Here is a 25,177-nt window from a genome sequence, read left to right on the forward strand (position 1 = left end):
ATTATTTTATTTTGTAAACGATTTCACGAAATTATTTTTTGAGTCATTTATTTATTAGCTTAAGAGTTATTTCAATTTGTTGAATTCTTATGTAAATATCTTTTACAAAACGTACCTTAAATAGACACTTTATCTTTCTGCAACATTTTTTTTAAGATTTTTTGGGCATCTTTTACTTACCTAAAAAATTAAAGTCTATTTTACCCAATCCTTATTTTCCAACGATATAAAGCGAATACATAATTATTTAATTGTATAAAGTAGCTACTATTTTGCTATATTTTTAATTCTTTAATTATCTTGATGAGTAAAATACGAACTATTTACTATTTATTTACATAATCATTCATGTTATTCTTAAAACATAAATTTTTTAAGGAAGTGTTAGATTATCACCTATCAAATTGTTTTTGAAGGAACTGTTATTTCTTCAGCAACATTTGACAAGGCGGATTTTACACCAGAAGTACTTACATGTGTAGACCAGTCAGGAACAATTGACCGCGTTATATCCGCTACTGATAGCGATTATCAGTCAGTCAAACAAGCTGCAATAGATAACCATGTTCTTCATAAAATTCCTAACGGAAGTTTTCTATTACCAGGATTCACTGATTTACATATTCATGCACCGCAATGGCCTCAAGCTGGATTGGCTTTGGACAAACCTTTAAACGAATGGTTGACCGACTATACTTTCCCACTCGAAGCTAAATTTCAAGATCTTAACTATGCCGAAAGTATTTATCACAGTTTGGTTAATGAACTTTTAGCTAATGGAACGACAACCGGTTTGTACTTTGGTTCAATTCATACTGACGCTAATCTAGTTTTAGCAAAGGTTTGTGCTCAGTTAGGACAAAGGGCTTTTATTGGTAAAATTGCAATGGATAATCCAGATCAAACTCCAGATTATTACCGTGATAGTTCTGCTGCCGAGGCTATTGATCAAACCGAAAACTTTATTCAACAATTGCAGGCTTTTCAAGAAAAAACACAGGCTGAATTAACGCCTGTCATCACACCAAGATTTGTTCCTAGCTGTACAGATGAAACTTTGCTGGGTCTAGGCGAATTGGCCCAAAAATATAATTTGCCCATTCAATCCCATTGCAGCGAAAGTATATGGGAGGCTCAATATGCCGTGAAGCGTTTCCATAAACGAGACGCTCAGGTACTGGATCAATTCGGATTGTTGACTGACAAAGCGGTCATGGCTCATGGAACACAATTAACAGATCAAGATTTAACATTATTTAGTCAAACTCAGACAGCTATTGCCCACTGCCCTATTTCTAATATTTATTTTGGAAACGGAATAATGTGGGTCAATGCTGCTCATCAACAGAACGTCAAAATCGGTCTCGGTACCGATATCTCCGGAGGATTTTCTCCTAGTATTTATCGCAATATGCAACAAGCTATTATGTCATCACAAATGTTACAAGATTCTGGTCAAAAGCAGTCGCGAATAACAGCTGCAAATGCCTTTTATCTAGCTACTATTGGTGGTGCCGAAGCGTTGCATCTCAATTCGGGACAAATTAAGCCTGGCTTTAAGGCTGATTTTCAAATTGTTCACGATCAATACTTCGATGTCTCTTCAAACAATTCTCAAGAAATTTTTGAAAGACTTGTTTATCACAAAAGCAAAGAAAATATCGAACAAGTTTATGTATCTGGAAAATTAGTACATAACCAATTAGGAGAGAATAATGGAAAATAATAATAAAAGCAGTTTATTAGTTGGCCCTGACGATAAAATCGGTATGGGAGAAGCTGGCTTCTTAGGGCTTCAACACGTCTTAGCTATGGATATTTACGTTCCCCCTATTATTTTGGCTAGTATGATGGCTATGGGTTTAGGCGATCAAATGGGATTATTGCAATCTACTTTCTTAGCCGCTGGAATTGGTACAATCTTACAAACCTTTGTCTTCATGAAAATGCCAGTTTCTCAAGGTCCTTCATTCGTTCCACTTGGTGCTGCTGCTGGTGTCGTACTTGCCTCTGGTGGTCTTAAAGGTAACGGAATGGGTACGTTGATCGGTGCACTCTTAGTTGGCTCGATCATTTTAGTTATTTTAGGTGCTACCGGTATTTTCCAAAAAATCATTAATCGTTTAGTCCCAGCTCTCGTTGGGGGAACTATTATTACTTGCGTAGGTTTGTCTCTGATCCCTACCGCATTAAATAGTAATATTTTTAATGCTCCCGGCAAAATTGACAACAATATTATCCTAGCTTCAATTACAGCCTTAACATTACTAGTTTCCGTTGGCATTAGTCTAAAGTTTCCTAAGGTACGTCGCTTTTTCAGAACCAGTTCTATTATCTTAGCTTTAGGTGTGGGGACAATTGTTTCTACTATGATGGGACTCTTTAACTGGAAAGAAGTAAATGATGCTGCCTGGTTTGGTCTCCCCCAAAGAACCGTTCTTCATTGGGGTATTAATTTTAGTCCTTCAGCTATCATTACTTTCATTATTATCTACGCTGTTATTACAACTGAAACTACTGGTACTTGGTTCGCCATGGGCGCTGTTACTAATCATGAAATTACTAATAAACAATGGAATCACGGAATTATTGGTGAAGGTCTTAGCTGTATGATTGCTGCCCTTCTAGGAACTACTCCTGTTACTGGGTATTCAACTAATGCAGGTGTCATTTCTATTACCGGAGTTGCTAGTAAACGTGTTTTCTTATTTGCTGGAATCTGGTTCTCGATTCTTGGTTTCTTCAGTAAATTATCAGCCTTTCTTGCTGCTATCCCTGCTCCCGTTATCGGTGGAGTCTTTGCCATTATTACAGTAACCATTATGTTAAACGGTTTAAACGTTATTCGAGGCTTGGAAACGACTGATCGTGATTTTTATATTATCGGTATTCCAATCGTCTTAACATTAGCTTTAGTTTTACTACCAGCTAATGTAACTAAAAATGCTCCTCAAATTTTACAATACTTGTTAGGTTCACCAATTGCTATGGCAGCTATTGCTGCTATCATTCTTAATTTGGTTATGCCTAAAACAAAAGCTACTAAAAATAAAGTTAAAGCTGCTTAATAGCAGTTTTCTTTCTGATCCGCTTGTTCAACTAAAAAACAGTGCCGTAACCATCAAACGATGATTGCAGCACTGTTTTTTATATTTAGAAAAGCTGTTTTATGCAGTCGTAATTTGCATTCGACCATTCTTCTTAGAATAATAAAGATTAGTATCAACTCGTTTATAAAAATCAATCGGATTAGTATCTTGACTTGAAATTGTCGAGACGCCGACTGAAATTGACATTCTAATTGTCTGATCATTGATATTAACGGTTAAATGATTGAGCGCTAAAAAGATTTCTCGCACAATAGATTCCGTAGCAGCCAAATCATACCCTGGGAAAAGAATATTGAATTCTTCCCCTCCAGTCCGATAAAGTTTTACTTTTGGATCATTAGCATCAATCACCGTTTGAGCAACATCCACTACATGCTGTAAAATTTGATCTCCCGCTAAATGACCATAAGTATCGTTAATACTTTTAAAATGATCAATATCAAACATCATCATCGACAAGTGAAGTTTATTATTAGCGCAATCATTAAATAAATATTTAATCTGCGAACTATAAGCAGCATAATTTTGTGTTTTAGTTAAGGCATCATGATTAGCAAATTCCAAAAGGTGCAGCTTTAACTGACTATCACGGAGAATCATGCCAACATAACTATAAAGTAAAGTATCAAATATAATAAAATAAGACCATTCTTCCAAATAGGTTGACCAAGTTAAATTTAATTTAATTTTCATAAACATCCATAACAAAGAACTAAAGAATGTTCCTACCAAAATATAATACATAAATGGATAATCATTTTTTTGATGTCTTCGAAAATAATTTAAAGTCAGGTAAAAAATCATTAAAGTAAGACCATGACACCAAGATTCCCAATAAATAATTGATCCATTAAAAATCATATAAATTAACATTAATGGAATCAAATAATACCATCGCACATGTATATTTAAAAAATAGGCACAGAAAATTAAAGCAATCAATTGAAAGTTCATAAATTGCCATGAAATAGGCGTACCAACTAATGTCGCTTGCATACTAAAAATAAAAATCAACATATAAATAACACCTAACCAAGAATTCAGCAAATCGTCATCTATTTTGATATTTCTAGCATGCAACAAAGTTTTTAAACCATCATAGATAACTTGATAAAGTGTAAATACACCCAGAATGAAAAAAATACTAGTAATAAATGGCGATACCTGCCACACGCTCCACGTCAAAAAATGACCCCCCAGTTAGATTAATTCAAAGCAAGTATAACAATACTATTAATAATAATTAATACCAGTTAAATTTAATGTAATATTTTTATAAAAAAATAAAATAATTCTTGTTTTTTGCATAAAAAATCTCCATCCAAAAAATTTAGATAGAGACTTCCTTAAATAGCTGTAATTTGTTTGCGACCATTTTTCTTAGAATGATAAAGATTAGTATCAACTCGACTATAAAAATCGTTAGGTTCCTGATCATAATTTGAAAGCGACGATACACCTACGGAAACAGTTATACTAATTGATTTACCATTAACATTTACAGTTAAATTATTTAATGATAAAAATATTTCCTTAACTATTGTTTTTGTCGATTGCAAATCATATCCGGGAAAAAGAATATTGAATTCTTCTCCACCAGTCCGATACAACCTCACTCGAGGATCGTTATTATCAATCACCGTTTGAACGGTACTAACCACATTTTGTAAAACTCGGTCACCCGCTAAATGACCATAAGTATCATTGATACTTTTAAATTTATCAATATCAAACATCATCATTGATAAATTCAAGTTATTCTGTTGACTGTTAGAAAATAAATACTTTATTTCAGAAGTATAGGCTGCATAATTTTGAGCTTTGGTTAAAGCATCATGGTTTGCAAAAGCTAAAAGATGCAGCTTCAACGTACTTTCTCGTAGCAGCATTGCTACATAGCTATAAAGCAGTGCCTCAAAGATTATTAAATAAGCAAATTCCTGTAGATAAACATCTAAACTAAGTGAGAACTTCAAGGCTACAAAGTACCACATAATCGCGCCCCAAACTACACCTACTAACATATAGTTAATAAAGGGATGCTTTCTAACTTGAATCCGTCTGATTTTATTAAATGACCAATAAGTTATCATAACAGATATAGCATGACACCATGATTGCCAATAAACCAGTGATCCATTGAATACCATATAAACTAAAATAATTGGAATAAAAAGGTAAATTGGTACTCTAATATTAAGAAAATAAGCACAGAAAATCAAAGCAATAATAATAAAGTTCATAAATTCCCAAGAAATTTCTTTACCTACAATCGTGAATTGCATACCAAAAATAAATACTAGCATGTAAATAACACCAAACCAGGAATTCACTAAATCATCTTCGATTTGAATTTTTTTGCATGCAAAATGGTTTTTATCCAATCAAATAGTACTTGATAAAGCGTAAAAACGCCCAACACAAAAAATATACTCGTTATAATTGGCGATACTTGCCACTCATGCCATGTCAATTGCATAACCCCTTTCATACAAAAGTGTCTACAACTTGATGGTACTATCTATTTTATATTTTTCAATGAATAATATACTTATTTTTTAAATAAGTAATTATTATAATTAATGTTAAAAATAATCTATTAACTGTGGTTTATTCTTAACAAATATTTGATTTAAAGCAGAAATCTTATCTTGTTCTCCCTTTATACGACCATACTCAGCCAAGGAATTCAATGTTCGATAGCCAAACATTGCTTTAGTTAAATCTTGAATATCCAATTCCAAATCCGCTTTATGACCATCTGCAATTTTAAAATCAACAATTCCATCATTAATTGCCAAAGCCCAAGTATGTTGATTCCACTCCAAAGAATCCTCTACTCGAAAATATATTTTAGCTAGCTGCATCTTTTGAACTGGATAACGACTTACAAAGTCTTTCAAATTAACTATTCTGGCCATCATATATGGAATCACTTCTACCCGTGCTGAATATGGATTGCTCAATACATCAGACTTGAAATCAGCATCTGGTGATTCATAAATAAATGTAGAAAAAATAGATTGATGTTTAGTAACAAATTTAAGCAACAATTGCCGACTCAAAGGACTCATATTAATCCATTCGTGGATAATAAATTTATCCTCTTGAGTATAATAGATCAAATATCCTATCAGAGTTCGTTGATTGTCAAAGGCCAATGCAACTTGATAATTTGAATGTTTATCCAGCATATGATCCCACCACCACTTAGATCTAACCAGGCCACCTAAATGGTTATTTTCAAAATAAATTTTTTTCAAATTATCAGATATATCCTTAATGTTAATTCTTTCAATATAACCCTGATCGGTTTGAGAAACCCTTGGCAAGTCATTATTCTTCACAGTAATTTTTGTATGATCAAAGACTTGTTCATAACCAAACTGGCGATAATAACCGAAGGAAAACGGTGTTAAATATGAGAGAGTAACTTGATTATGATACATATCCGTCAAGGCCGTTTTTAATAAAGTACTAGCTCCACCACGGCCACCAAACTCAGGGGCGCTCATGACATCGCCGATTCCATTCATTCTAAAATTAGTACCATGGAAATTGATCTCAAAAGGAATACTAAACAAACCACTACCTAGTTTTTTACCATTCATAATACCGTAGACAAGCGATTGTTCATATCTTTCTTTTAAAACATTTTTCCGTTGTTGTGAAGGCTGACGATTAAAAGAATATAAATATAGATCGTAAAAATCATCAAATTTATTTTCATCAAGTAAATATTTATTCATATTACCCTCCCTATAAAAAAATACTATTCAATTGAGAATAGTATTTTTAGATTTTATTCAGTTAATTTGAAACTACTCCAAGGCTTAATGTAATTCAACAAGAAGGCCTCATTTGAATTCAAATGTCCCACTACATTGCGACGACCATCATTCTTAATATCACGTAGAGCAATTTGCGTCTCACCTTTATATTGTCCGTAAGTTTCATTGACTATAATGATATCGCCACGTTTAATATCATCTGTATCATGAGCTGGAAAGTTTCCATCACGATACTCAACCCTTGTCATAGTACTGCGAAGCAAATAGTCAGATGCATCCCCACGATAAACGTGAGTAGATTTCAAAATAACTTCCTTTTCAAGATCAGTAATGTTTGCAGAAAGATCTACTTTTAGAACTGGATATGGAGCAAAGAAAGCAGTTGCCGCTTCTTTAAGTTCCTCATCTGATGCATAGGTATTACCAATTATTACATCGTCAACTACTCCACTTAACAGCAGATGTTTAACTTGCGTTGAAATTGGCAAATCGCGATCATCTTCCAGCGTTGGCAGACCATCTTGAACTGGCCAAGGACCGAATGTTGCATTGTGTGAGCTGACAAAGGCAGCTGAGTGAATATTACGATTCTTAAAGAATGTTGACCACTTGGTAAAAAATTCTTCACCAAGACCAGTATATCTTTGAGGATAAAAGTTATGACAGCCAAGAAGATTATTGGTATCGGGATGATAGGAAATAATATTGTCTAAGTAGTGTGTACCTGAACTCATATTAATTTCAATTTTCAATCCATATGGATTGCGAGTCATTTTAGCCTCTTCCATACCAGAGAAACCTTCATCAAGTCTAATACCTGAGGCTCCCAGATCATGGAAAAATGATAAATCATCATAACTAATATCAAGAGCTTTAAATAATCTAGGGTTCATATCAACAATCGTAACGAAGCCAAGCTTATTCCCGTAGGCAATCGTCTCTTTAAAGCGATTAATTGTTTTATCTTTGTCATCGCCTAATTCTAATAGTGATGCAAAGATTCGAGAATACCCCAACTTACTTGCGGTATCAAGATATTTTTTATCTTCCTCTAAGGTAGAATGCTCAGGATATAATGATAGTCCAAGTCTTCTCAAAACATGACCTCCAAAAAATTAATTAATCTTATTTAGCAGCTTCTTTAGTCTGTCCAAGTTCTTCTGCCAATTTATCTTTATCCATTGACTTGAAGAAGTAGAAGTAAATTAAAGTATCAAGCACAATGTTGATAATTTGCATAACAGAACCAGAAATATGGCCAGTTGCAATAAATCCAGATAGAATTGGTGGAGTTGTCCATGGAATATAGACACCCATTGGTCTTGCAACCAAGTTAGTAGCCATACCAATATAAGTTGTTGTAACGTTAACAAGTGGAGTCAAAATAAATGGAACAGCTAACTTATAATTCATAACAATAGGAAGTCCAAAGACAATAGGCTCATTAATATTGAATACTGCAGGTCCAGCAACCAATTTACCTAGAGTCTTTAATTCTTTACTCTTAGCAGCAAAAGCTAATAAGAATGCCAAACCAATTGTGGCACCAGAACCACCCATGTGAACAAAGTTATCAAAGAATGATGTCGTAACAATATTTGGTAATGCTTTACCAGCAGTAAAGGCTGCATGGTTTTGGTTCAAAGCTGTTAGCCAGATAGGCATCATAACACCAGAAACAACGTTAGCACCGTGAATACCGAATAACCATAGGAATGAAACAAGGAATTCAGCTACCAAAGCACCGGGTAGAGTGTTACTTAAATGACCTAATGGATCAGCCAAGAAGAAGGAAATGATATTTGGAATACTTTGCATTGGTGTTGCTTCAACACCCAAACGAATTACCCAAACAAAAAGTAAAATAATTAAGCCTGGGAACAATGCAGCAAATGAGTTACTTACTGCTGGTGGAACTGTGTCAGGCATTTTGATTGTCCAGTTCTTATGAACCATCCAAACATAGAAGTCAGTAATGAATAGACCGACAATAATAGCTGTAAATAAACCGGCAGAATCGAATTGTGTCAATGGAATCCACAAAGCCCCTGCCTTATCTGTCTTCAATGGAATCGTTAGGACAAAAGCACCTAATGAAACAATTGCAGCAGAGATAGGATCAACCTTATAACTCTTAGCCAAGTTAAAGGAAATACCAATGACAGCAATCAATCCCATAATGTGGAATGAAGCGTTGGTTGGATATTGTAATACTGTTGCCCAATTCTTGCCGAAGATACTAGCCATAAAGTCTAGATAGACTTGAATTGGAAATTGAGCGATGATCATAAAGATTGAACCAATGATAATCATTGGAACAGCCAATGTCATACCATCACGCAATGCAATCAAATGACGAGAAGAAGCAAGCTTGCCGGCAAGTGGAATTATCTTATCTTGGACAAAGCTGCTAGAATTCTTTTCAGCCATATGCAAAACCCCCTCAAATAAAATTTGTTACTAAGCAGAAACACTGTAATCCGCTTACAAGGACCATTGTAAACCTTTTCATTAAAATATGTCTGTTTTTATAAACAAAATAATAAGTTATCAAACAAAAAACATGTTACTAATCTGTAACATGTTCCGTAAACTTATTATCAATGTGGTCTACCATCTTATGATAAGCACAATTGGATATTTGTTCTAAAGTATAGACAATTGGCACTTGAGTTGTTACATTAATATGCCCCTTACGATTCTGTGGCGTATCATAAGAAATCGAAAAGTCTGTAATCTGATTTAAGACTGAATAAGAGTTAGCTGTCAAAGCAATTGTTTCAGCACCATTCTTCTTGTAATAACGTGCCTGCTCCAAAACTTGATCGGTCTCCCCTGAAATAGAAACTAAAATTAATAAAGTCTTGCTAAAGTCACGATCTGAAAAAGGCTCAGGTTGGAAAGGATCAATAATTGGCAAAGAATAAATCCCATAACTAGAAAGGATACTAGCCCCATACTGAGCAATTCGTCCACTGTTGCCTACCCCAAAGAAGAGTACTAAATCAGATGCATTGATCATATCAGCAGCTTGATTAATTTTATTATCAAATGGCTCTTCATCAGCCACTAATTGAAAGAAGTTTTTGATCGGTTCCATACTTGGATCTTGCTGAGATTTAGCTGGTTGTTTTAGACTCTGCTTCAAAGCAAATTTAAATTCCGAAAAACCACTGTAATCCATTTTTTTTAGGAATCTCAGAATCGTAGTCGTCGATACATGTGCGGCATCAGCCATCTCTCTAATTGTCATATCTTGAACTTCTTTAGTATGCCCAATAATATACTTATAAACAATTAGCTCTAAACGATTTAGCTCATGAACTTTTTGATATGGAAACATATTTTAATCTCCTTTAATTGGTCTATATCATTTTTAGTAAATACACTAATTATTATATATGTAACAAATTACTTATTCCATAAAACAAATAAGCTGAGACAAACTATTCTGGTTTTGTCTCAGCTTATTTACTTGATTCAATCTAATTGCGATCCGTTTGAACGGATTACCTTTTGATACCAATAGAATGAATCTTTCTTTGAACGTTCAAGTGTACCATTACCTTCATCATCCTTATCTACATAGATGAAGCCGTAACGTTTAGACATTTGACCTGTTCCAGCAGAAACCAAATCAATGCATCCCCAAGGCGTATAACCCAAAAGATCTACTCCATCTTCATTAACCGCTGTGATCATTTGTTTGACATGAGCTCTCAAGTAATCAATTCGATAGTCATCGTGAATACTGCCATCAGCTTCAACTTTATCATAAGCACCAAAACCATTTTCTACGATCATAACGGGCTTGTGATAATGTTCTGTTAACCAGTTCATTGAATAACGCAAACCAATTGGATCAACAGGCCAACCCCAATCATTATATTTCAAATTAGGATTCTTAACAGTTTCTCGGTCACCAATAAATTTAAATTCTGGATTATCATCGCTATACTTAACAGTCATTGAATTGTAATAACTGAAACCAACGTAATCAACCGTTCCTTCTTTTAGAACAATACGATCCTCAGCTGTAATATCTGGTCTGAGATCATGATTCTTAAAGTATGCTTCCATACCAACTGGATATTCTCCCAAAGCTTGAACATCAGCCCACCAATAACGTCTTTGCATAGCTTTTTCGGCCAACAGAATGTCTTTAGGATCAGATGATGCTGGATAAACTGGTGTAAAGTTAACCATATTTCCAATTTCAAAATCAGGGTTAATCTTATGACCAATCTTAACTGCCAAGGCACTAGCCACAACTTCATAATGAGAAGCTTGATACATCAAGGCCTCACGTTCAGATTCTGATTCATTGTCTCTAAAAATCAAACCAGAATCAGTTGCAATTGAAAAATCATTGGTAAATGTAGTCTGATTATTGATTTCGTTAAATGTCATCCAATATTTAACTTTGTCCTTGTAACGTTTAAAACAAACTGTCGCAAATTTAACAAAGAAATCAATTACCTTACGGCTTCTCCAGCCACCATATTCTTCAACTAAATGATAAGGCATTTCAAAATGTGACAAAGTAATAACTGGTTCGATCCCATATTTAAGACATTCATCAAACATATCATCATAGAACTTTAATCCAGCTTCATTAGGTTCTGCCTCATCGCCATTCGGGAAAATTCTCGTCCAGGCAATTGACGTTCTAAAACATTTGAATCCCATTTCAGCGAATAACTTAATATCGCTTTTATATTGATGATAAAAATCAATTGCTTCATGGTTAGGATAATTTTTACCAGGAATAATACCCTTAGTAATTTCACGAGGTTTTTGATAAGCACCAGCTGTCATAATGTCTGAAACACTGACACCCTTGCCGTCAACATCCCAAGCTCCTTCAAGTTGATTAGCAGCAACTGCACCACCCCAAAGAAAATCTTTTCTTAAACCACTTTTTGTTATTTCAGTCATATAAAAAACTCCCTCAATCTGACTAATTTAAATTATTATCTTATTCAGCAAGATCTTGTCCATTTGAAGCAATAACCTTTTTATACCAATCAAATGAATCTTTCTTATAGCGTTTCAAACTACCATTGCCTTCATCATCTTGGTCAACATAAATCATCCCGTAACGCTTCTTCATTTCACCAGTACTTGCCGAAATCAAGTCAATATGACCCCAAGGCGTGTAACCAATCAATTGCACTCCATCTTCTTTAACAGCTTTTTCCATTTCCAAAATATGATCGTGAAAATAAGAAATGCGGTAAGGATCATGAATGCTGCCATCTTCTTCTAATTTATCATAGGCCCCAAAACCATTTTCCACGATAAACAAAGGCTTGTGCCAACGTGTTGTCATCCAATTCATAGCATAGCGTAAACCAACTGGATCAATTTGCCAGCCCCAATCAGACTTCTCAACATATGGATTAGAAACTAAATCATTATGCTCATCATAATCAAAATGAGTTTCGCCTTCATTGGCTTTGGTTGTAAATGACATGTAGTAACTGAAGCCAACATAGTCTACAGTTCCTCGTTTAATAGCGGCTAAATCAGCGGCAGTAATATCAAGATCATATCGCTTGCGGCTCCAATATTTTTCAATCCATTCAGGATAAAAACCTAGTGCTTGGACATCGCCAAAGTAATAACGATATTGCATAGTGCGTTCAGCCTTCATAATATCAGCTGGCTTAGAGGTTAATGGATAAACCGGACACATTGCAATCATTGATCCCACTTGTAATTTAGGATCAATTCTGTGTGCAATTTCAACCGCATGCGCACTGGCTACGAATTCATAGTGAGCGGCTTGAAACATTTCTTCTTCCCAATTGTCATCCTTAGTCAATTGCAAACCTGAATCCTGTAGAAGTGGATGTGGGTCGCACCAATCAGCCTGATTATTGATTTCATTAAATGTCATCCAATATTTAACTTTATCCTTGTAACGTTTAAAGCAGACTTCGGCAAAACGATCAAAGAATTCAATCATTTTCCGATTGCTCCAACCACCATATTCCTTAACTAAGTGATATGGAATTTCAAAATGGGACAGCGTAATAACTGGTTGAATGCCATATTTCAAACATTCGTCAAACATATCATCATAAAATTTTAAACCAGCTTCATTGGGCTCTGTCTCATCGCCGTTTGGAAAAATCCTCGTCCAAGCAATTGAAGTTCTAAAACACTTCAATCCTAATTCGGCAAATAGTTTGATATCTTCTGGATATTTGTGATAGAAATCATTACCCCAATGATTAGGATAAATTTCTCCATCCTTAACGCCATCAGTTACCTTGCGAGCAACTCCTTTAGCTCCTGCTGTCATAACGTCAGCAATACTTATGCCTTTGCCGCCTTCATTCCAGCCACCTTCTAGTTGATGAGCTGCTACAGCGCCACCCCAAAGGAAACCTTCGGGCATTTGAATTCCTTCACTCATGAGAACTATTCTCCTTCTTTGTCTAATCTCTTATATAGATCCACAATTTCTCCAGCCAAATCTCTAAATGTAATAGCATTCATAATGTGATCCTGTGAGTGAACCATCAATAGAGTAACTTTAGCATGGTCACCATTGGCTTCTTTAGTTAACATATCAGTTTGAGAATTATGAGCGTCAACTAAAAACTTATCTGATTCCTTAAGCTTTTGATCAGCAACTGTAAAGTGTCCCTTTTTAGCAGCATTAATTGCTTCAAAGGCAGAACTCTTAGCATTCCCACCATTAATAATTAATCCCATTACTGTTTGTAATTGTTCATCATGTTCTTTTTCAGCCATTTTAAAAATCTCCCTCGATAATTTTAAGCGCTTACTTCATTTTTAAATAACGAAAGGGGTGCTAAAATGCGCCCCTTTGTTCTTTTTTATTAATAAAAATAATTAACCAATCAATTTTACAGCTTCACGAAGAACTTTTTCACCGTTCATCATACCGTAATCTTGCATATTGATAACTTCAACGGGAATACTCAACTTAGCTTTGAATTGTCCCTCTAGATATCTTACTTGAGGTCCAAGCATCAATACGTCAGGATGCTTTTCTTCCAATTTTGCATCAGCATCAGCAGCGGCAGCAGCAAAGATTTCTGCATCAATACCATCGCTTTCAGCAGCCTTTTGCATTTTTGATACTAATAAACTTGTTGACATACCTGCTGCACAACATAACATAATTGTCTTTTCAGCCATAATTAAATACCCCTCTTGATTTAAATTTATTTATTTGTTTTTTATTAAAAACGTTTACTAAAAACGCTTTCATAGAACAACTAGATTGTATAACGTCTCCCTTGAATTATCAAGATATTTTTATTAAAAAACAAAAATTCTTGATAACCAGATCAAATTTATCTGAATTTATTTTTTATCGCAAAATAAAAAGCAACCACTGACTTTATAAACTCTAGTCATTGACTCCTTATTAAAATTCTTTATTCAAAACTTGATCGATCATCATTGCAACGCCATTTTTATTGTTCGTCTCAGTAGTCCTCCAGGCGACTCTTTTAACACTCTCAATAGCATTTCCCATCGCAACGCCATAACCTACTTCCTTAATCATTTCCAAGTCATTGCCATAATCACCGAAACACATAAAATTCAACATTGGAATTTTCTCAAATTCAGAAATAGATTGCAGAGCCGACAATTTTGTAATATCCTGCCCATTGATTTCAAAATAATAATTACCTGATCGGCTGATAGTTATTGGCAAGGAGGTAAATGATTCTAATCTTTTTTGGAGGATTTCTAACTGTTTTGGGGGACAACTAAAACAGACTTTGTATATTTTAAAATTATCGTCAGCATTAATTTTCATTAAATCGTTAATTGACTGTTCTCTAATATGATGCCGACTCATCCCCTCAAAATAAGTAGTCCAACTATGATTAGGGTCATAAATATGGACATCGTTCAAACCATCTAAAGCAACTTTAAATTTATCAAATTTTGAGCGCTTTAAAATTTCCTCAATGATAGCTGGATCTAAAGGCTGATCGATTATTTTCTTTCCCTTAGGATCAACTACTACTGCCCCATTCAAAACAACTCGATAACCGGGAATTTTTAAATCATTTTCAAAAAACTTATTAACCGAATGCAAAGTCCTTCCCGAACAAATGGCAAATTTTACCCCGGAATTGACCGCTTTACGGATCGATTGGATATTTGTAGAAGATATTTTACTGTAGCTATTAAGCAACGTTCCGTCCAAGTCAGTTCCAATAAATTCAATCATTAATTAAGTAACCCCTTACATTGATGCAATTTATATTAATCATACGACACAGCTTTATAAAAAAGAAGCCCCTTTCACAATTACTTAGTGACAAGGACCTTATTTAAATCAGCTATAAATCCAGGATACGATGTATCAATTGCTTCAATGTTTTTAATTTTGAATGGTGAATCAGTCAAAATTGACGCAATACAGAGCATCATTGCAATTCGATGATCATTATGGCTATCGACATCATCTTTTACTTTAATTTTTTGATCGCCATCAATAACAATCGAATCGTCATCAACTTGCATAACAATTCCCAATTTGGCTAACTCAACACGCATGTTTCTAATACGATCACTAATTTGTAAATGAACATCGTGAATTCCATTAATAATGGTTCTCCCACTGACCTGAGAGGCTACTAACGCAACTAACGGTATCTCGTCAATTATAAACGGAACTTGTTTAGCAGTAATGGTCGTTCCATGCAATTGCTGCGATTTAACTATTAAATCGCCATAAGGTTCAATTCTATTAGTCGACTGATTTTGAACTTGAATCTTTGCTCCCATTTGTTTAACAACATTTAGCATGCCTATTCTCGTTGAATTAAGCCCTATTTTAGGCAAAGTTATCTCACTGCCGCTAGATAATAATGCTCCCGCAATATAAAATGCTGCCGAGGAAAAATCTCCCGGTATTGTGAGATTTTGACCCGTCAAGTTACTATACCCCGGATAAATCGTAATAATATCAGGTTTGATATCGATCCTTGCACCAAAATAATTTGCCAGATTCTCCGTATGGTTTCTCGTTGGCAGCTTGCGGATAATAGTTGTTTTAGTTTTGGCATAAATACCTGCTAAAACCAAGCTACTTTTGATTTGAGCACTAGAGATATCTTGATGATAAACGATCCCTTGTAGATCGTCTTTCCCGGTTACCTTCAGTGGCAAAGCATTAGCCGTTGTAGATCGGAAATTTGCTCCCATTTTATTCAAGAGTTCAACGACATTTTTGTTAGGTCGCTGACTCAGATATTTTCCACCAGTTATTTCATACGTATGATTGCTACTAGCCAAAACGCCTAATAAAAGACTCTCTAGGGTTCCGACATTTGCAATATCCAAAGGTTGATCGACCTCTCTTAATTGGTGATCCATTCCTTTAATAATCATAGCCTTGCTGCTAACCTCGGTGTGTATCTTAGCCCCTAACTTTTGAAAGACCTTCGCTGTAACGGTCAAATCATCCGCATAAGTAAAATTGCTTATTTGAGTCACACCATTCGCCAACGCCCCAAAAATTATGGCACGATGAGCTATACTTTTATCTCCTGCAACTGTTATTTCACCGTGAAATTTAAACTTGCGTGGTTGCGTATTATAATCAAACATGTTGCTACACCTCAAATATATTAATGAGCAGACTTCTCGTTTCCTTTAAAATTACCGACTCTTGCGTAATAAAGTAAAAAAGAATTCGAGTTATCATCACTTATTCCCATACTGTTACGCTAACTAATTTTCAGACATAAAACAAATTATTAGTCTTAAATACAAAAAAATAGGGCAATTGCCCTATTTATATAAACTTTTGGAATTTTTTAAACACACAAACGATATATCGCCTCAGCAAAAATTTCCATAGCTTTTCTCATATCAGCTTTACTCCAATTTTCATTGGCTTGATGCATAAAGTCAGGTGTCGTTAGCAACATACCACCAAAAGCCACACAATTGTGCATTGTTCTAGCAAATGTTGCTCCACCAGAAATAGCAGGTTTTGAATCCATATCGCCAGTTAAATCTTGATATGTTTTCATCAAAGTTTTAACTAGATTACTATCAGTTGGTACATAAAGAGGAGCGACATAATCAAAGTTCTCATACTTCATATCAAATTTAGCTACGGCTTCAGAAACTTGTTCAATCAATTCATCATGATCAATCTTCACAGGAATTCTCATATCAATCTGCATTCTAGATTCTTCTGGAGTGATTTTTAAACTAGAAATATTAAAAGTCAATTTACCCGAGACATCATCTGAAACATCTCCCAAGAGATTAGTTGCGTTAGCATCTACTCCAAATGACTTCAAGAATTGCAAAACCTTGATATCTGGGAAAACATCAGCTAGGGCAATTCCTAATCTAACAACAGCGTTAATTCCTTCAGGAGCATTCATAGCATGAACCGACTTACCATGGACTTCAATTTCATTATCCTTTTGCTCTGCATCAAAATTATGCTTCTTCAAAGCAGCCATAACTTCTGACTGTTTAGGGCCATTATAGATAGCCTTGCCGGGAACTGCATTGAATGCATTCTCCAAATCAAGATTTAACTCTGTTGATCCAGGACCAGTCAAATATGATTGTTGCAAACCTTTTTCAGCATAAATCAATGGGAATTCAGCGTCAGGCGCAATACCTAAATCAATTGGATCTTCCTTCTTATTATATTCAGCTAAACATCTCCAAAGAATTTCTTCATCGGTACCAAAAATAACTCGAATCTTTTTATTAAACTTATAGCCTTTATCTAAAATAGCTTTAATAGCATAAATAGCTGAAACAGTTGGTCCCTTATCATCCTGAGTTCCACGGCCATATAGCTTGCCATCTTTTTCAGTTAATTGATAAGGTTCAACATCCCAAGCATCTAAATTTCCAGCTGGAACTTCATCCAAATGACCCACGATACCAAAAGTTTGATCACCTTCGCCGATGTCAGCATAACCATAGTAACCTTCAGGATCTTCATAAGTCTTAAAGCCCAAATTATCAGCTAGCTCCATCATTTTATCAAGTGCTGCCTTAGGACCCTTACCAAAAGGTGCTTTATCTTGTGCTGGTTCATTAAAAGAAGCAACTCCAACCAATTGTTTTAAATCGTTGATAGCTTCATCCTGAATCTTATCTGTAATAAATTGTTCCATTTCAAATACCCCCAGAATTTTTTAACGTTACTTAAACATTGAACAAACTACTAAGAATACAGCTATGACCACAAATAAAATAGCAACTAGTTTCCACATATACTTCCACCATGAAACGATGTTTACATGTCCAATAGCCAGAGCACCCATCACAATACCAGATGTAGGTGTTACTAAGTTTACTAATCCAGAAGCTGCTTGATAAGCTGTAATAACTAAAGAACCGTCTACGTGTGAGAACTTACCAAGTGGTCCCATAATTCCCATTGTTGCAGCTGCTAATCCAGATGTAGATGGAATTAGGAAAGACATTGGGATATAGAAAATATATGTCAAAACGATGAATACTCCAGCTGATAGACTTTGAAGTCCATTTTCACCAGCATGCAAAACAGTTGCTGTAATATAACCATTATTCATAATAACCTGAATACCACGAGCCACTGCAACAATAATTGCAACACTCAAGAAATCGTTCATACCACCTAAGAATGCATCGATATATTCGGATTCCTTCATCCTGAAAACAAACATAATCACAACTGACATCATAAAGAACAAGGTTGTAATTTCAGTAAAGTACCATGTTCCAAGCGGTGCTAAATCTTTTCCAATCAAGGCACCTAAAAATGGAACATGTGTAAGCCATTTAGTAAAGCTTTCAAAAAATGTCCAATTTGGATTCAAACTTGTCCAAGGAATCAAACTGACAATCATGACAATAAATGTAATCGCAAATAACCAGAGTACAGCTTGTTGTTTCCCCGTTAATTTTTCATTCACAGTTCTGTCTGTCATTGAAAATTCTTTCAAATCTTTTTGACGACGTTCGAACACATATGATTGCGATGGATCATTTTTAACTTTAGATGCGTAGTGCATAACATAGGCAATACTGATACCGGTTACAATAATCAGTAAAATAAATCTTGGAATTAATCCATTACCTGGTGAAATATTGATAGTCTGTGAAGCAACGCCTGTAGCAAATGGGTTAACTGTTGATGCTAGACACCCCACTTGCGATCCAATTAAAGCTAAAGAAATTGCCGTGATCGAATCGTAGCCTACTCCAATCATGACTGGAATTAGAATAGGATAAAAAGCAATTGTCTCTTCACCCATTCCGTAAGTAGAGCCACCTATAGCGAATAAGATCATTAAAATTGGAATTAAAGCCCTTTCCTTGCCCTTGTACTTTCGAACTGTAGAACTAATACCATCGTCCAAAGCCTTGGTTTTATTGACAACTCCTAAAAAGCCACCAATAACAAGAATAAAGAGTGATACTGAAATGGAACCCTCAGTTTCACTAGTACCGACCATACCATTAATTGGTGCTAAAAAAACATCCCAGATTCCCTGAGGACTGCTTGTTCGGGCTTTGTATGTACCCGCAATAATATTTCCTGCTTTAGTAGTCGCATACTGACCAGCAGGGATAATCCAAGTCAAAATAGCAACTAGGATTATTAAGAAAAATAGAATTGTGTAAGCGGATGGCATTTGCCGCTTCTTTGCCTTTTTTCCCATGACTCAATCCCCCTTATTTAGAATATAATCTCAGGATATACGATAAAATAAACTATTACAATGCTTTGTAGAGAAATATTTTTAAATAAATTTTCCTGTATCATCAGTTGTGTAAGCGCTCGCAAAATACTACAATGTTAGTAGTTCCAAAAAGGAGACATGAATATGACCGGTACAATTGCATTTGGAAAAACGATCAATCATCGTCCAATTATTATAAGCATAATCTTAAGTTTACTGTCAGGAGGACTAGGCTGGATCATCAATTTAAAAGTAGCAATTTTTTCATTTTTGACAATTTTATTCTTGTTGCTCTTTATTTATTATCCCGCCAATTTAGAAAAATTATTCGGTCATTGGCAATTAGAAAATCACGGAATTTCTTATTATAAAATGACTTCTTATCCTGATCGACTAAAAATCGTTCTTTTCCCCGATAATATTGATTATCAATTTATTAGTTATTCTCAAATCAAAAGCTTTAAAGTTATTGAACAAGATAAGCTTTTTTCTAGTGCTGATTTACTTACGATTAAGCCTGCTTCCCAATCAATTCTTCCTTGGTTGAGAAAACCATTCTTTTTGGAACTTGAATTAAACCAAAGTGAAATAGACTTAGACTTATCTTACGATCAATTGCATGACTCTAAGAATACCCTGTTTCGATTGAGTAACGCTTTGGAAGTTTTAAATAAAAAGATATAAAACACAGAAGGCTCTGGACAACCATTATTGGTTAACCAGAGCCTACTTAGTGTTAAATTTTAATCAAGCATCAAATGACTTAAAAACTCATCTTTTTGTGAATAATCACGTTGACGCTGTTCCAAACGTTGTGCAAACCCTTGACACAAATACTTCTCTTCATCAGTTTCAGGAGTAATCTCAGGAATTTCAATTTGAGTGGCTGAACGCAATACCATCAAATTACAGAAACTAGTAAAAGCTATCTCTGACAGATTCATTTTTAAATCATGACTGATAATTTTAGTAAAAACTTCAATTTGACGATCATGAACTCCTGTCACAAATGATTCTATCTTGATGTACTTGTCAGTTGTTATTGGATGCCAAAAATTAATATGATCATAACTAGCTGTAGCAATTTTTGCGTTTACTAGCTTAAAACTAGCTAGTCCAGCATTTTCATCCAATAGACTTAATGTTTTTCCACCAAAAAGCGTCTGTTTATCATTTAAATCGCAATCAAAAATAATCCGTTCACTGACGGTCTTCGTTTGTTGACATGTTTTTTGTCCCATAACTTACCTCTCTAAATTTATTGTACTTTTTGAAATACCTTTCGACAATTATTTATCTTATTTTCTCGGTAAATTTAATATTGAATCATTCTTTTATCCATTACTAATAACAGTTATTATTGTAGTTATAAAATCGAACAGGAGGCCTATTATGGCATTTTTACTCTGGTACACTAATTACTTTGTTGATATCGCTTCTAAAAAATTGGTTGATCCCAAAACTATCAAGTCCCTTGATAAATTAGGCAAAATTAGTGCTAATGCTAACTTTTCTGCCTGGCATATTAAATCTCAACTTAGCGAAGAAGACTTTAAAAATCATCTAAACAAAATTTTAACTGAAAACACTACGATCAATCCCACAGAAGTCACTGTAACTAAAGGAATTGATGGCGGTCCTATGCAAATGCTATAGAACTAATGTTTTTCCTCTAAAACAAGGGAATAACTGGCTAAATCCAACAACATTCCAGATAATTTCGCCTATAAGAATTTTTTAAAGCAACTATTTCATTTTCCACGAATTATTTTTCAGCTTATCGTTCCCTGTTAGACGCCAAAAAATTATATAATAGACTAAATTAGTTTAAGAGGGAGTTATTTATGATTCTTATTGCACTATCTGCTGTTATTTTGCCATTGGTATTACTCGGCGTTCTCAACATGCCGGCCACTAAGGGGATGTCAATCAGTGCCTTTATTGTCTTACTAGAAGGCTATTTTATTTGGAAAATGCCTTCAAAAGTATTGTTAGCTTCAATTTTTCAATCCATTCACAAAGCTTTGCCAATTCTTTGGATTCTCTTTGGAGCTTTAATGATGTTAAACATCTTGCAGCATACTGGTGCAATTGAACGAATCAATGCTGGATTTCACAAAATTTCAGCTGATATGCGTCTACAACTCATTCTAGTAGCCTTTTTATTCGGAGGCTTAATCGAAGGTGTTTCCGGTTTTGGAACACCAGCCATGGTTACAGCTCCTTTGATGATAGCTTTAGGATTCTCACCTATGGGAGCAGTTACCCTGGCCTTGGTAGCTGACTCTACTCCAGCTTCATTTGGGGCTGTAGGTACGCCATTGACAGTGGGGCTAAGTAACGTTAGTGAAAAAGCCGATTTTTTAAATGCTATCGGCCAAAAAATTACCCAATTAGATCTCTTCTCTGGTACTTTTATGCCTTTGATGCTAATTTTTATGCTAACTTTTCTCTTTGGAAAAAAGGAATCAAATCGACTTAAAGACTTTTTAGCACTTGTGCCATGGTCACTCTTTATTGGGTTAGTCTATAGCCTTCTAGCTTTACTGGTCTCTACATTTGTAAGTTATGAATTTGTAGCTATCTTAGCACCATTTGGCGCTATTATTATTGCTATTATTTCTATTAAACTAAAATTTCTTTTGCCCAAAAATGTCTTTGAACATCCTTGGACTACATCCCAAAAGATCGTTGCTTCTAACAATTCAATGTCCTTATTAACTGCTTGGTCACCTTATATTGTAGTTATTTTAATGTTACTTGCTACTAGAACTATCGCACCATTAAAACAGTTCTTAGTGCAAAATTTGAACCTGTCTTGGCAAAACATTCTCGGTTTTAAGACAATTAGTTCTGATTGGGAATTTCTCTACTCGCCAGGTACCCTACTGACAATTGCTGTCATCATTGGTCTCTTGATTCAAGTTAAATCAGTCAAAAGTTTTTTACCTACAGCTAAAAAAGTAGTATTTTCAATGAGGTCAACTGCTCTAGCTTTAAGTGTTACTTTGATAATGGTTCAAATTTTTACTAATTCAGGATTAAACAATAGCGATTTACCAAGTATGCCAATGTATATTGCTAAAATAATTTCCAAATATCTCTCTCCTATTTGGATTATTATTGCACCTTTCTTAGGCCAACTAGGATCATTTGTTACCGGAAGTACAACTGTTTCTACATTGACTTTTGGACAAATTCAAGCAGATATTGCTACCAAAGCGGGCGTTGGTCAAGAGCTAGTCTTAGCTGCCCAATTGATTGGAGCCGCTGCTGGTAATATGATTTGTGTTCATAACATTGTTTCTGTTAGTTCCGTCGTAGGACTCTCCGGACAAGAAGGCAATATTTTACGTAAAACAGTAGCTCCTGCCTTAATTTATGGACTACTAGTCGGAATTGTCGGTTATATCTTCACATTATTCATTTAATATATATTCAAAAGAAAGCTCTATAATTAATAGACTATTGGCCTAAAATTATAGAGCTTTTTTGAATTTCTTAACTTTTAATAAATCTAAATATATTACTCTTTCGAAAATATTTTTTATATTGATCATCCAATTCTTTATCGGTAATTAAAACGTCAATATCCTGACAATTAGCTACGACATATGGTGAAGTCTTCCTAGTCGTAAATTTATAATTTTGCGTTACCAAAACAATCTTTTTGCTACGCTGCACAACTTTTTTCAAAATGGCGGCATCAGCCTTTCCCATTACAGTTATATCCCCATCATCTGTAATCCGAGAAGCTCCGATAAATGATATATCAAAAATATAGTCGTTTAATCGTACCAAAGTATCCAAAGAAGACGTATAACGATTAGTTCGATCAACTATTCCTCCCAATAACTCAATTTTGAGAAACTTATTGTTCATCAGATGTTCAGCATTATCAATCGCGTTAGTTACAACTGTTGTATCCACTTCTCCTAATAAATCGCATAATTGCAACAAAGTGGTTGAAGATCCAATAAAATATAATCTACCTGGTAATACATATGACGAGGCAATCTTAGCCATCTCAATTTTTACTGGGAACAAGATATGTCTCCTATTAAGATACTCTGGAACTTCATTATACTTAGTTGAAATGATTCCCCCATGAACCCTAATAGCTTGACCAGTTGAGGTTAAATGCAAAACATCTCTTCTCGCAGTATCAAATGAAATATTAAAGTGATCCGCAATTTGTTTTGTCGATATCCAGTTGACAGTTTTTAACTTAGCTAATATTTGCAGTTCCCTTTGTTCTCTTGGAATCATAAATTCATCTCCCCACAATGAAAATTAAGTAGTTATTTATTGAAGTGATCCTTCTTTAATAATCGTATTTTTTGATTTATTTTTACATATCAATTTATTCTCGTTCATAATTCGTAACACTCGTTTATGATTTATCGAATATCCAGCTTGTTTCAAAGCTTTTGTCACACTACGATATCCATAATCTTGATGTTCACGTTTAATATCTTGAATCAGTGCCAAGACATTGGCATCGCAAATATTCTTTTCTTCAACATAAATATTAGGACCATTAAATGACAAACGATTTTTAATCAATTTATTGATTTCCTTTAGACGATTATTCTCATCTTTCAGAATATCATTTTCCTGTTTTAATCTTTCAATTTCTGAATGTTCAATCGTTTGCTGATCGTAGTGTATTGAGGATCCAAACAATCCTACTGATCCACAATCATTATATTTTTTTTGCCAGTTAGCGATTGTTCCCGTATTACTAATATCAAAATTCAAAGCGGTTTCAGAATATGTAGCGTGATGTCGATATTTCCAGTCCAAAACTTTTAATTTAAAAGTACCATCATACTTGATACGTTTATTTCTCTCTTTTAACCCATCAATGCCGTATCTTTGATATCTATTTGCCCAATTATAAACGCTAAAGTGATTTTTTACATTATATTTCTGTTCTAACTTAGAAGAACTAGTACCTTTCAGATACTCTTTTACAATTTTTAATTTTAAATCCAAACTAAACTTTGTCAAAAGCAAAACCTCCTATAATCTTTATTGGATTATGGGAGGATCACTTCAAATTCATGTATTACAACAACTACTTTTCTTTTACTTCAGCTATCTCGGTAGCATGATCAACTTTGTCGCCATTATTGGCAACTAAATCAAAACTCTTTAAAACATTATTAGTATTTGTAATTAAAACCATCGTTACAGGATCTTTATCAGCTTTTTTGATTTTTTCGAAATCAGTCTTAACCAAAACCGAATTATTATCAACTTTGTCGCCAACAGAAACCATTGTTGTAAATGGCTCTCCTTTCAAATCGACAGTATCGATCCCAATGTGAATAAGAACTTCCATCTTACCGCATTGCAAACCAACCGCATGTTTTGTAGGAAACAACTGACTAACTTTTCCCTTCACAGGGCTGTAGATATTACCGTCATCAGGAATAATGGCAAAACCTTTTCCCATTGCTCCACTGGCAAACACTTCGTCGCTAACGTCCTTTAAATCGACTAATTTACCTGAAACCGGAGCATAAAAATCAACTTTACTCTTAAAACTAAATAATCCCAT

At 34.6% G+C, this 25,177-nt stretch carries 23 protein-coding genes; 5 read left to right on the forward strand and 18 right to left on the reverse strand.

What is annotated here, in order from left to right; translation table 11 throughout:
- The first annotated feature begins 388 nt into the window (after window positions 1-388).
- Window positions 389-1,726, forward strand: a complete 1,338-nt coding sequence (guaD, locus tag FD26_RS04205) for a guanine deaminase (RefSeq protein WP_057867192.1) — start codon at window positions 389-391, stop codon at window positions 1,724-1,726.
- A complete protein-coding gene (locus tag FD26_RS04210) occupies window positions 1,716-3,068 on the forward strand; it encodes a uracil-xanthine permease family protein (RefSeq protein ID WP_057867193.1) in 1,353 nt (450 codons plus the stop codon). Before guaD ends, FD26_RS04210 begins: the two co-directional genes overlap by 11 nt.
- Before the next feature lie 99 nt (window positions 3,069-3,167).
- Here FD26_RS04210 and FD26_RS04215 read toward each other — a convergent pair whose 3' ends face one another.
- The 14 genes from FD26_RS04215 to FD26_RS04280 all read right to left on the reverse strand — a co-directional run bounded on the left by FD26_RS04215 (window position 3,168) and on the right by FD26_RS04280 (window position 19,590).
- Window positions 3,168-4,295 (reverse strand): GGDEF domain-containing protein, encoded by a 1,128-nt coding sequence (locus FD26_RS04215; protein WP_057867194.1) that lies wholly within the window; start codon window positions 4,293-4,295, stop codon window positions 3,168-3,170.
- A 161-nt stretch (window positions 4,296-4,456) separates the two neighbouring features.
- Window positions 4,457-5,416 carry a GGDEF domain-containing protein gene (locus FD26_RS04220; protein WP_235525300.1) on the reverse strand — a complete coding sequence of 320 codons (960 nt, stop codon included), beginning with the start codon at window positions 5,414-5,416 and terminating at the stop codon, window positions 4,457-4,459.
- 279 nt (window positions 5,417-5,695) lie between these two features.
- A complete protein-coding gene (locus FD26_RS04225) occupies window positions 5,696-6,859 on the reverse strand; it encodes a GNAT family N-acetyltransferase (protein ID WP_057867195.1) in 1,164 nt (387 codons plus the stop codon).
- Window positions 6,860-6,912: 53 nt separating this feature from the next.
- Window positions 6,913-7,998, reverse strand: a complete 1,086-nt coding sequence (locus FD26_RS04230) for a DUF871 domain-containing protein (protein ID WP_057867196.1) — start codon at window positions 7,996-7,998, stop codon at window positions 6,913-6,915.
- A gap of 28 nt (window positions 7,999-8,026) precedes the next feature.
- On the reverse strand, window positions 8,027-9,331 hold the full coding sequence (gene celB / locus FD26_RS04235) for a PTS cellobiose transporter subunit IIC (protein ID WP_057867197.1): 1,305 nt from the start codon (window positions 9,329-9,331) through the stop codon (window positions 8,027-8,029).
- A 139-nt stretch (window positions 9,332-9,470) separates the two neighbouring features.
- A complete protein-coding gene (locus FD26_RS04240; RefSeq protein ID WP_057867198.1) occupies window positions 9,471-10,244 on the reverse strand; it encodes a MurR/RpiR family transcriptional regulator in 774 nt (257 codons plus the stop codon).
- A gap of 137 nt (window positions 10,245-10,381) precedes the next feature.
- Complete coding sequence (locus FD26_RS04245; RefSeq protein WP_082596230.1) at window positions 10,382-11,839, reverse strand: 6-phospho-beta-glucosidase; 1,458 nt, start codon at window positions 11,837-11,839, stop codon at window positions 10,382-10,384.
- Between the two features lie 40 nt (window positions 11,840-11,879).
- Window positions 11,880-13,325 (reverse strand): 6-phospho-beta-glucosidase, encoded by a 1,446-nt coding sequence (locus tag FD26_RS04250; protein ID WP_057867199.1) that lies wholly within the window; start codon window positions 13,323-13,325, stop codon window positions 11,880-11,882.
- 5 nt (window positions 13,326-13,330) lie between these two features.
- On the reverse strand, window positions 13,331-13,666 hold the full coding sequence (locus FD26_RS04255) for a PTS lactose/cellobiose transporter subunit IIA (protein ID WP_057867200.1): 336 nt from the start codon (window positions 13,664-13,666) through the stop codon (window positions 13,331-13,333).
- A gap of 102 nt (window positions 13,667-13,768) precedes the next feature.
- Window positions 13,769-14,077 carry a PTS sugar transporter subunit IIB gene (locus FD26_RS04260; RefSeq protein ID WP_057867201.1) on the reverse strand — a complete coding sequence of 103 codons (309 nt, stop codon included), beginning with the start codon at window positions 14,075-14,077 and terminating at the stop codon, window positions 13,769-13,771.
- Window positions 14,078-14,309: 232 nt separating this feature from the next.
- The gene (locus FD26_RS10875; RefSeq protein ID WP_075887755.1) at window positions 14,310-15,128 is read right to left on the reverse strand and encodes a Cof-type HAD-IIB family hydrolase; all 819 of its coding nucleotides are present in this window, start codon (window positions 15,126-15,128) and stop codon (window positions 14,310-14,312) included.
- 80 nt (window positions 15,129-15,208) lie between these two features.
- Window positions 15,209-16,513: a 3-phosphoshikimate 1-carboxyvinyltransferase gene (gene aroA / locus FD26_RS04270; RefSeq protein WP_057867202.1), complete on the reverse strand. Its 1,305-nt coding sequence runs from the start codon at window positions 16,511-16,513 to the stop codon at window positions 15,209-15,211.
- Between the two features lie 209 nt (window positions 16,514-16,722).
- The gene (locus FD26_RS04275; protein ID WP_057867203.1) at window positions 16,723-18,057 is read right to left on the reverse strand and encodes a M20 family metallopeptidase; all 1,335 of its coding nucleotides are present in this window, start codon (window positions 18,055-18,057) and stop codon (window positions 16,723-16,725) included.
- Window positions 18,058-18,084: 27 nt separating this feature from the next.
- Window positions 18,085-19,590, reverse strand: coding sequence for a YfcC family protein (locus FD26_RS04280; RefSeq protein WP_057867204.1), 1,506 nt, complete (start codon window positions 19,588-19,590; stop codon window positions 18,085-18,087).
- Between the two features lie 165 nt (window positions 19,591-19,755).
- Here FD26_RS04280 and FD26_RS04285 point away from each other — a divergent pair, with 165 nt between their 5' ends.
- On the forward strand, window positions 19,756-20,295 hold the full coding sequence (locus FD26_RS04285; RefSeq protein ID WP_057867205.1) for a hypothetical protein: 540 nt from the start codon (window positions 19,756-19,758) through the stop codon (window positions 20,293-20,295).
- Between the two features lie 59 nt (window positions 20,296-20,354).
- Here the strand turns inward: FD26_RS04285 and FD26_RS04290 are convergent, their stop codons facing one another.
- Entirely contained in the window at window positions 20,355-20,852 is a 498-nt protein-coding gene (locus tag FD26_RS04290) for an acyl-CoA thioesterase (protein WP_057867206.1), read from the reverse strand.
- Window positions 20,853-21,003: 151 nt separating this feature from the next.
- Between FD26_RS04290 and FD26_RS04295 the strand changes: the two genes are divergently transcribed.
- The gene (locus FD26_RS04295) at window positions 21,004-21,267 is read left to right on the forward strand and encodes a hypothetical protein (protein WP_057867207.1); all 264 of its coding nucleotides are present in this window, start codon (window positions 21,004-21,006) and stop codon (window positions 21,265-21,267) included.
- Between the two features lie 188 nt (window positions 21,268-21,455).
- Window positions 21,456-23,042, forward strand: a complete 1,587-nt coding sequence (locus FD26_RS04300) for an L-lactate permease (RefSeq protein WP_057867208.1) — start codon at window positions 21,456-21,458, stop codon at window positions 23,040-23,042.
- 70 nt (window positions 23,043-23,112) lie between these two features.
- Here the strand turns inward: FD26_RS04300 and FD26_RS04305 are convergent, their stop codons facing one another.
- The 3 genes from FD26_RS04305 to FD26_RS04315 form a co-directional block, all read right to left on the reverse strand.
- A complete protein-coding gene (locus tag FD26_RS04305) occupies window positions 23,113-23,880 on the reverse strand; it encodes a DeoR/GlpR family DNA-binding transcription regulator (protein WP_057867209.1) in 768 nt (255 codons plus the stop codon).
- Between the two features lie 36 nt (window positions 23,881-23,916).
- Window positions 23,917-24,624 carry a helix-turn-helix domain-containing protein gene (locus FD26_RS04310; protein ID WP_057867210.1) on the reverse strand — a complete coding sequence of 236 codons (708 nt, stop codon included), beginning with the start codon at window positions 24,622-24,624 and terminating at the stop codon, window positions 23,917-23,919.
- Window positions 24,625-24,691: 67 nt separating this feature from the next.
- Complete coding sequence (locus tag FD26_RS04315) at window positions 24,692-25,177, reverse strand: PTS sugar transporter subunit IIA (RefSeq protein WP_057867211.1); 486 nt, start codon at window positions 25,175-25,177, stop codon at window positions 24,692-24,694.

Source organism: Companilactobacillus crustorum JCM 15951 (assembly GCF_001434585.1).
GTDB classification, from domain to species: Bacteria; Bacillota; Bacilli; order Lactobacillales; family Lactobacillaceae; genus Companilactobacillus; species Companilactobacillus crustorum.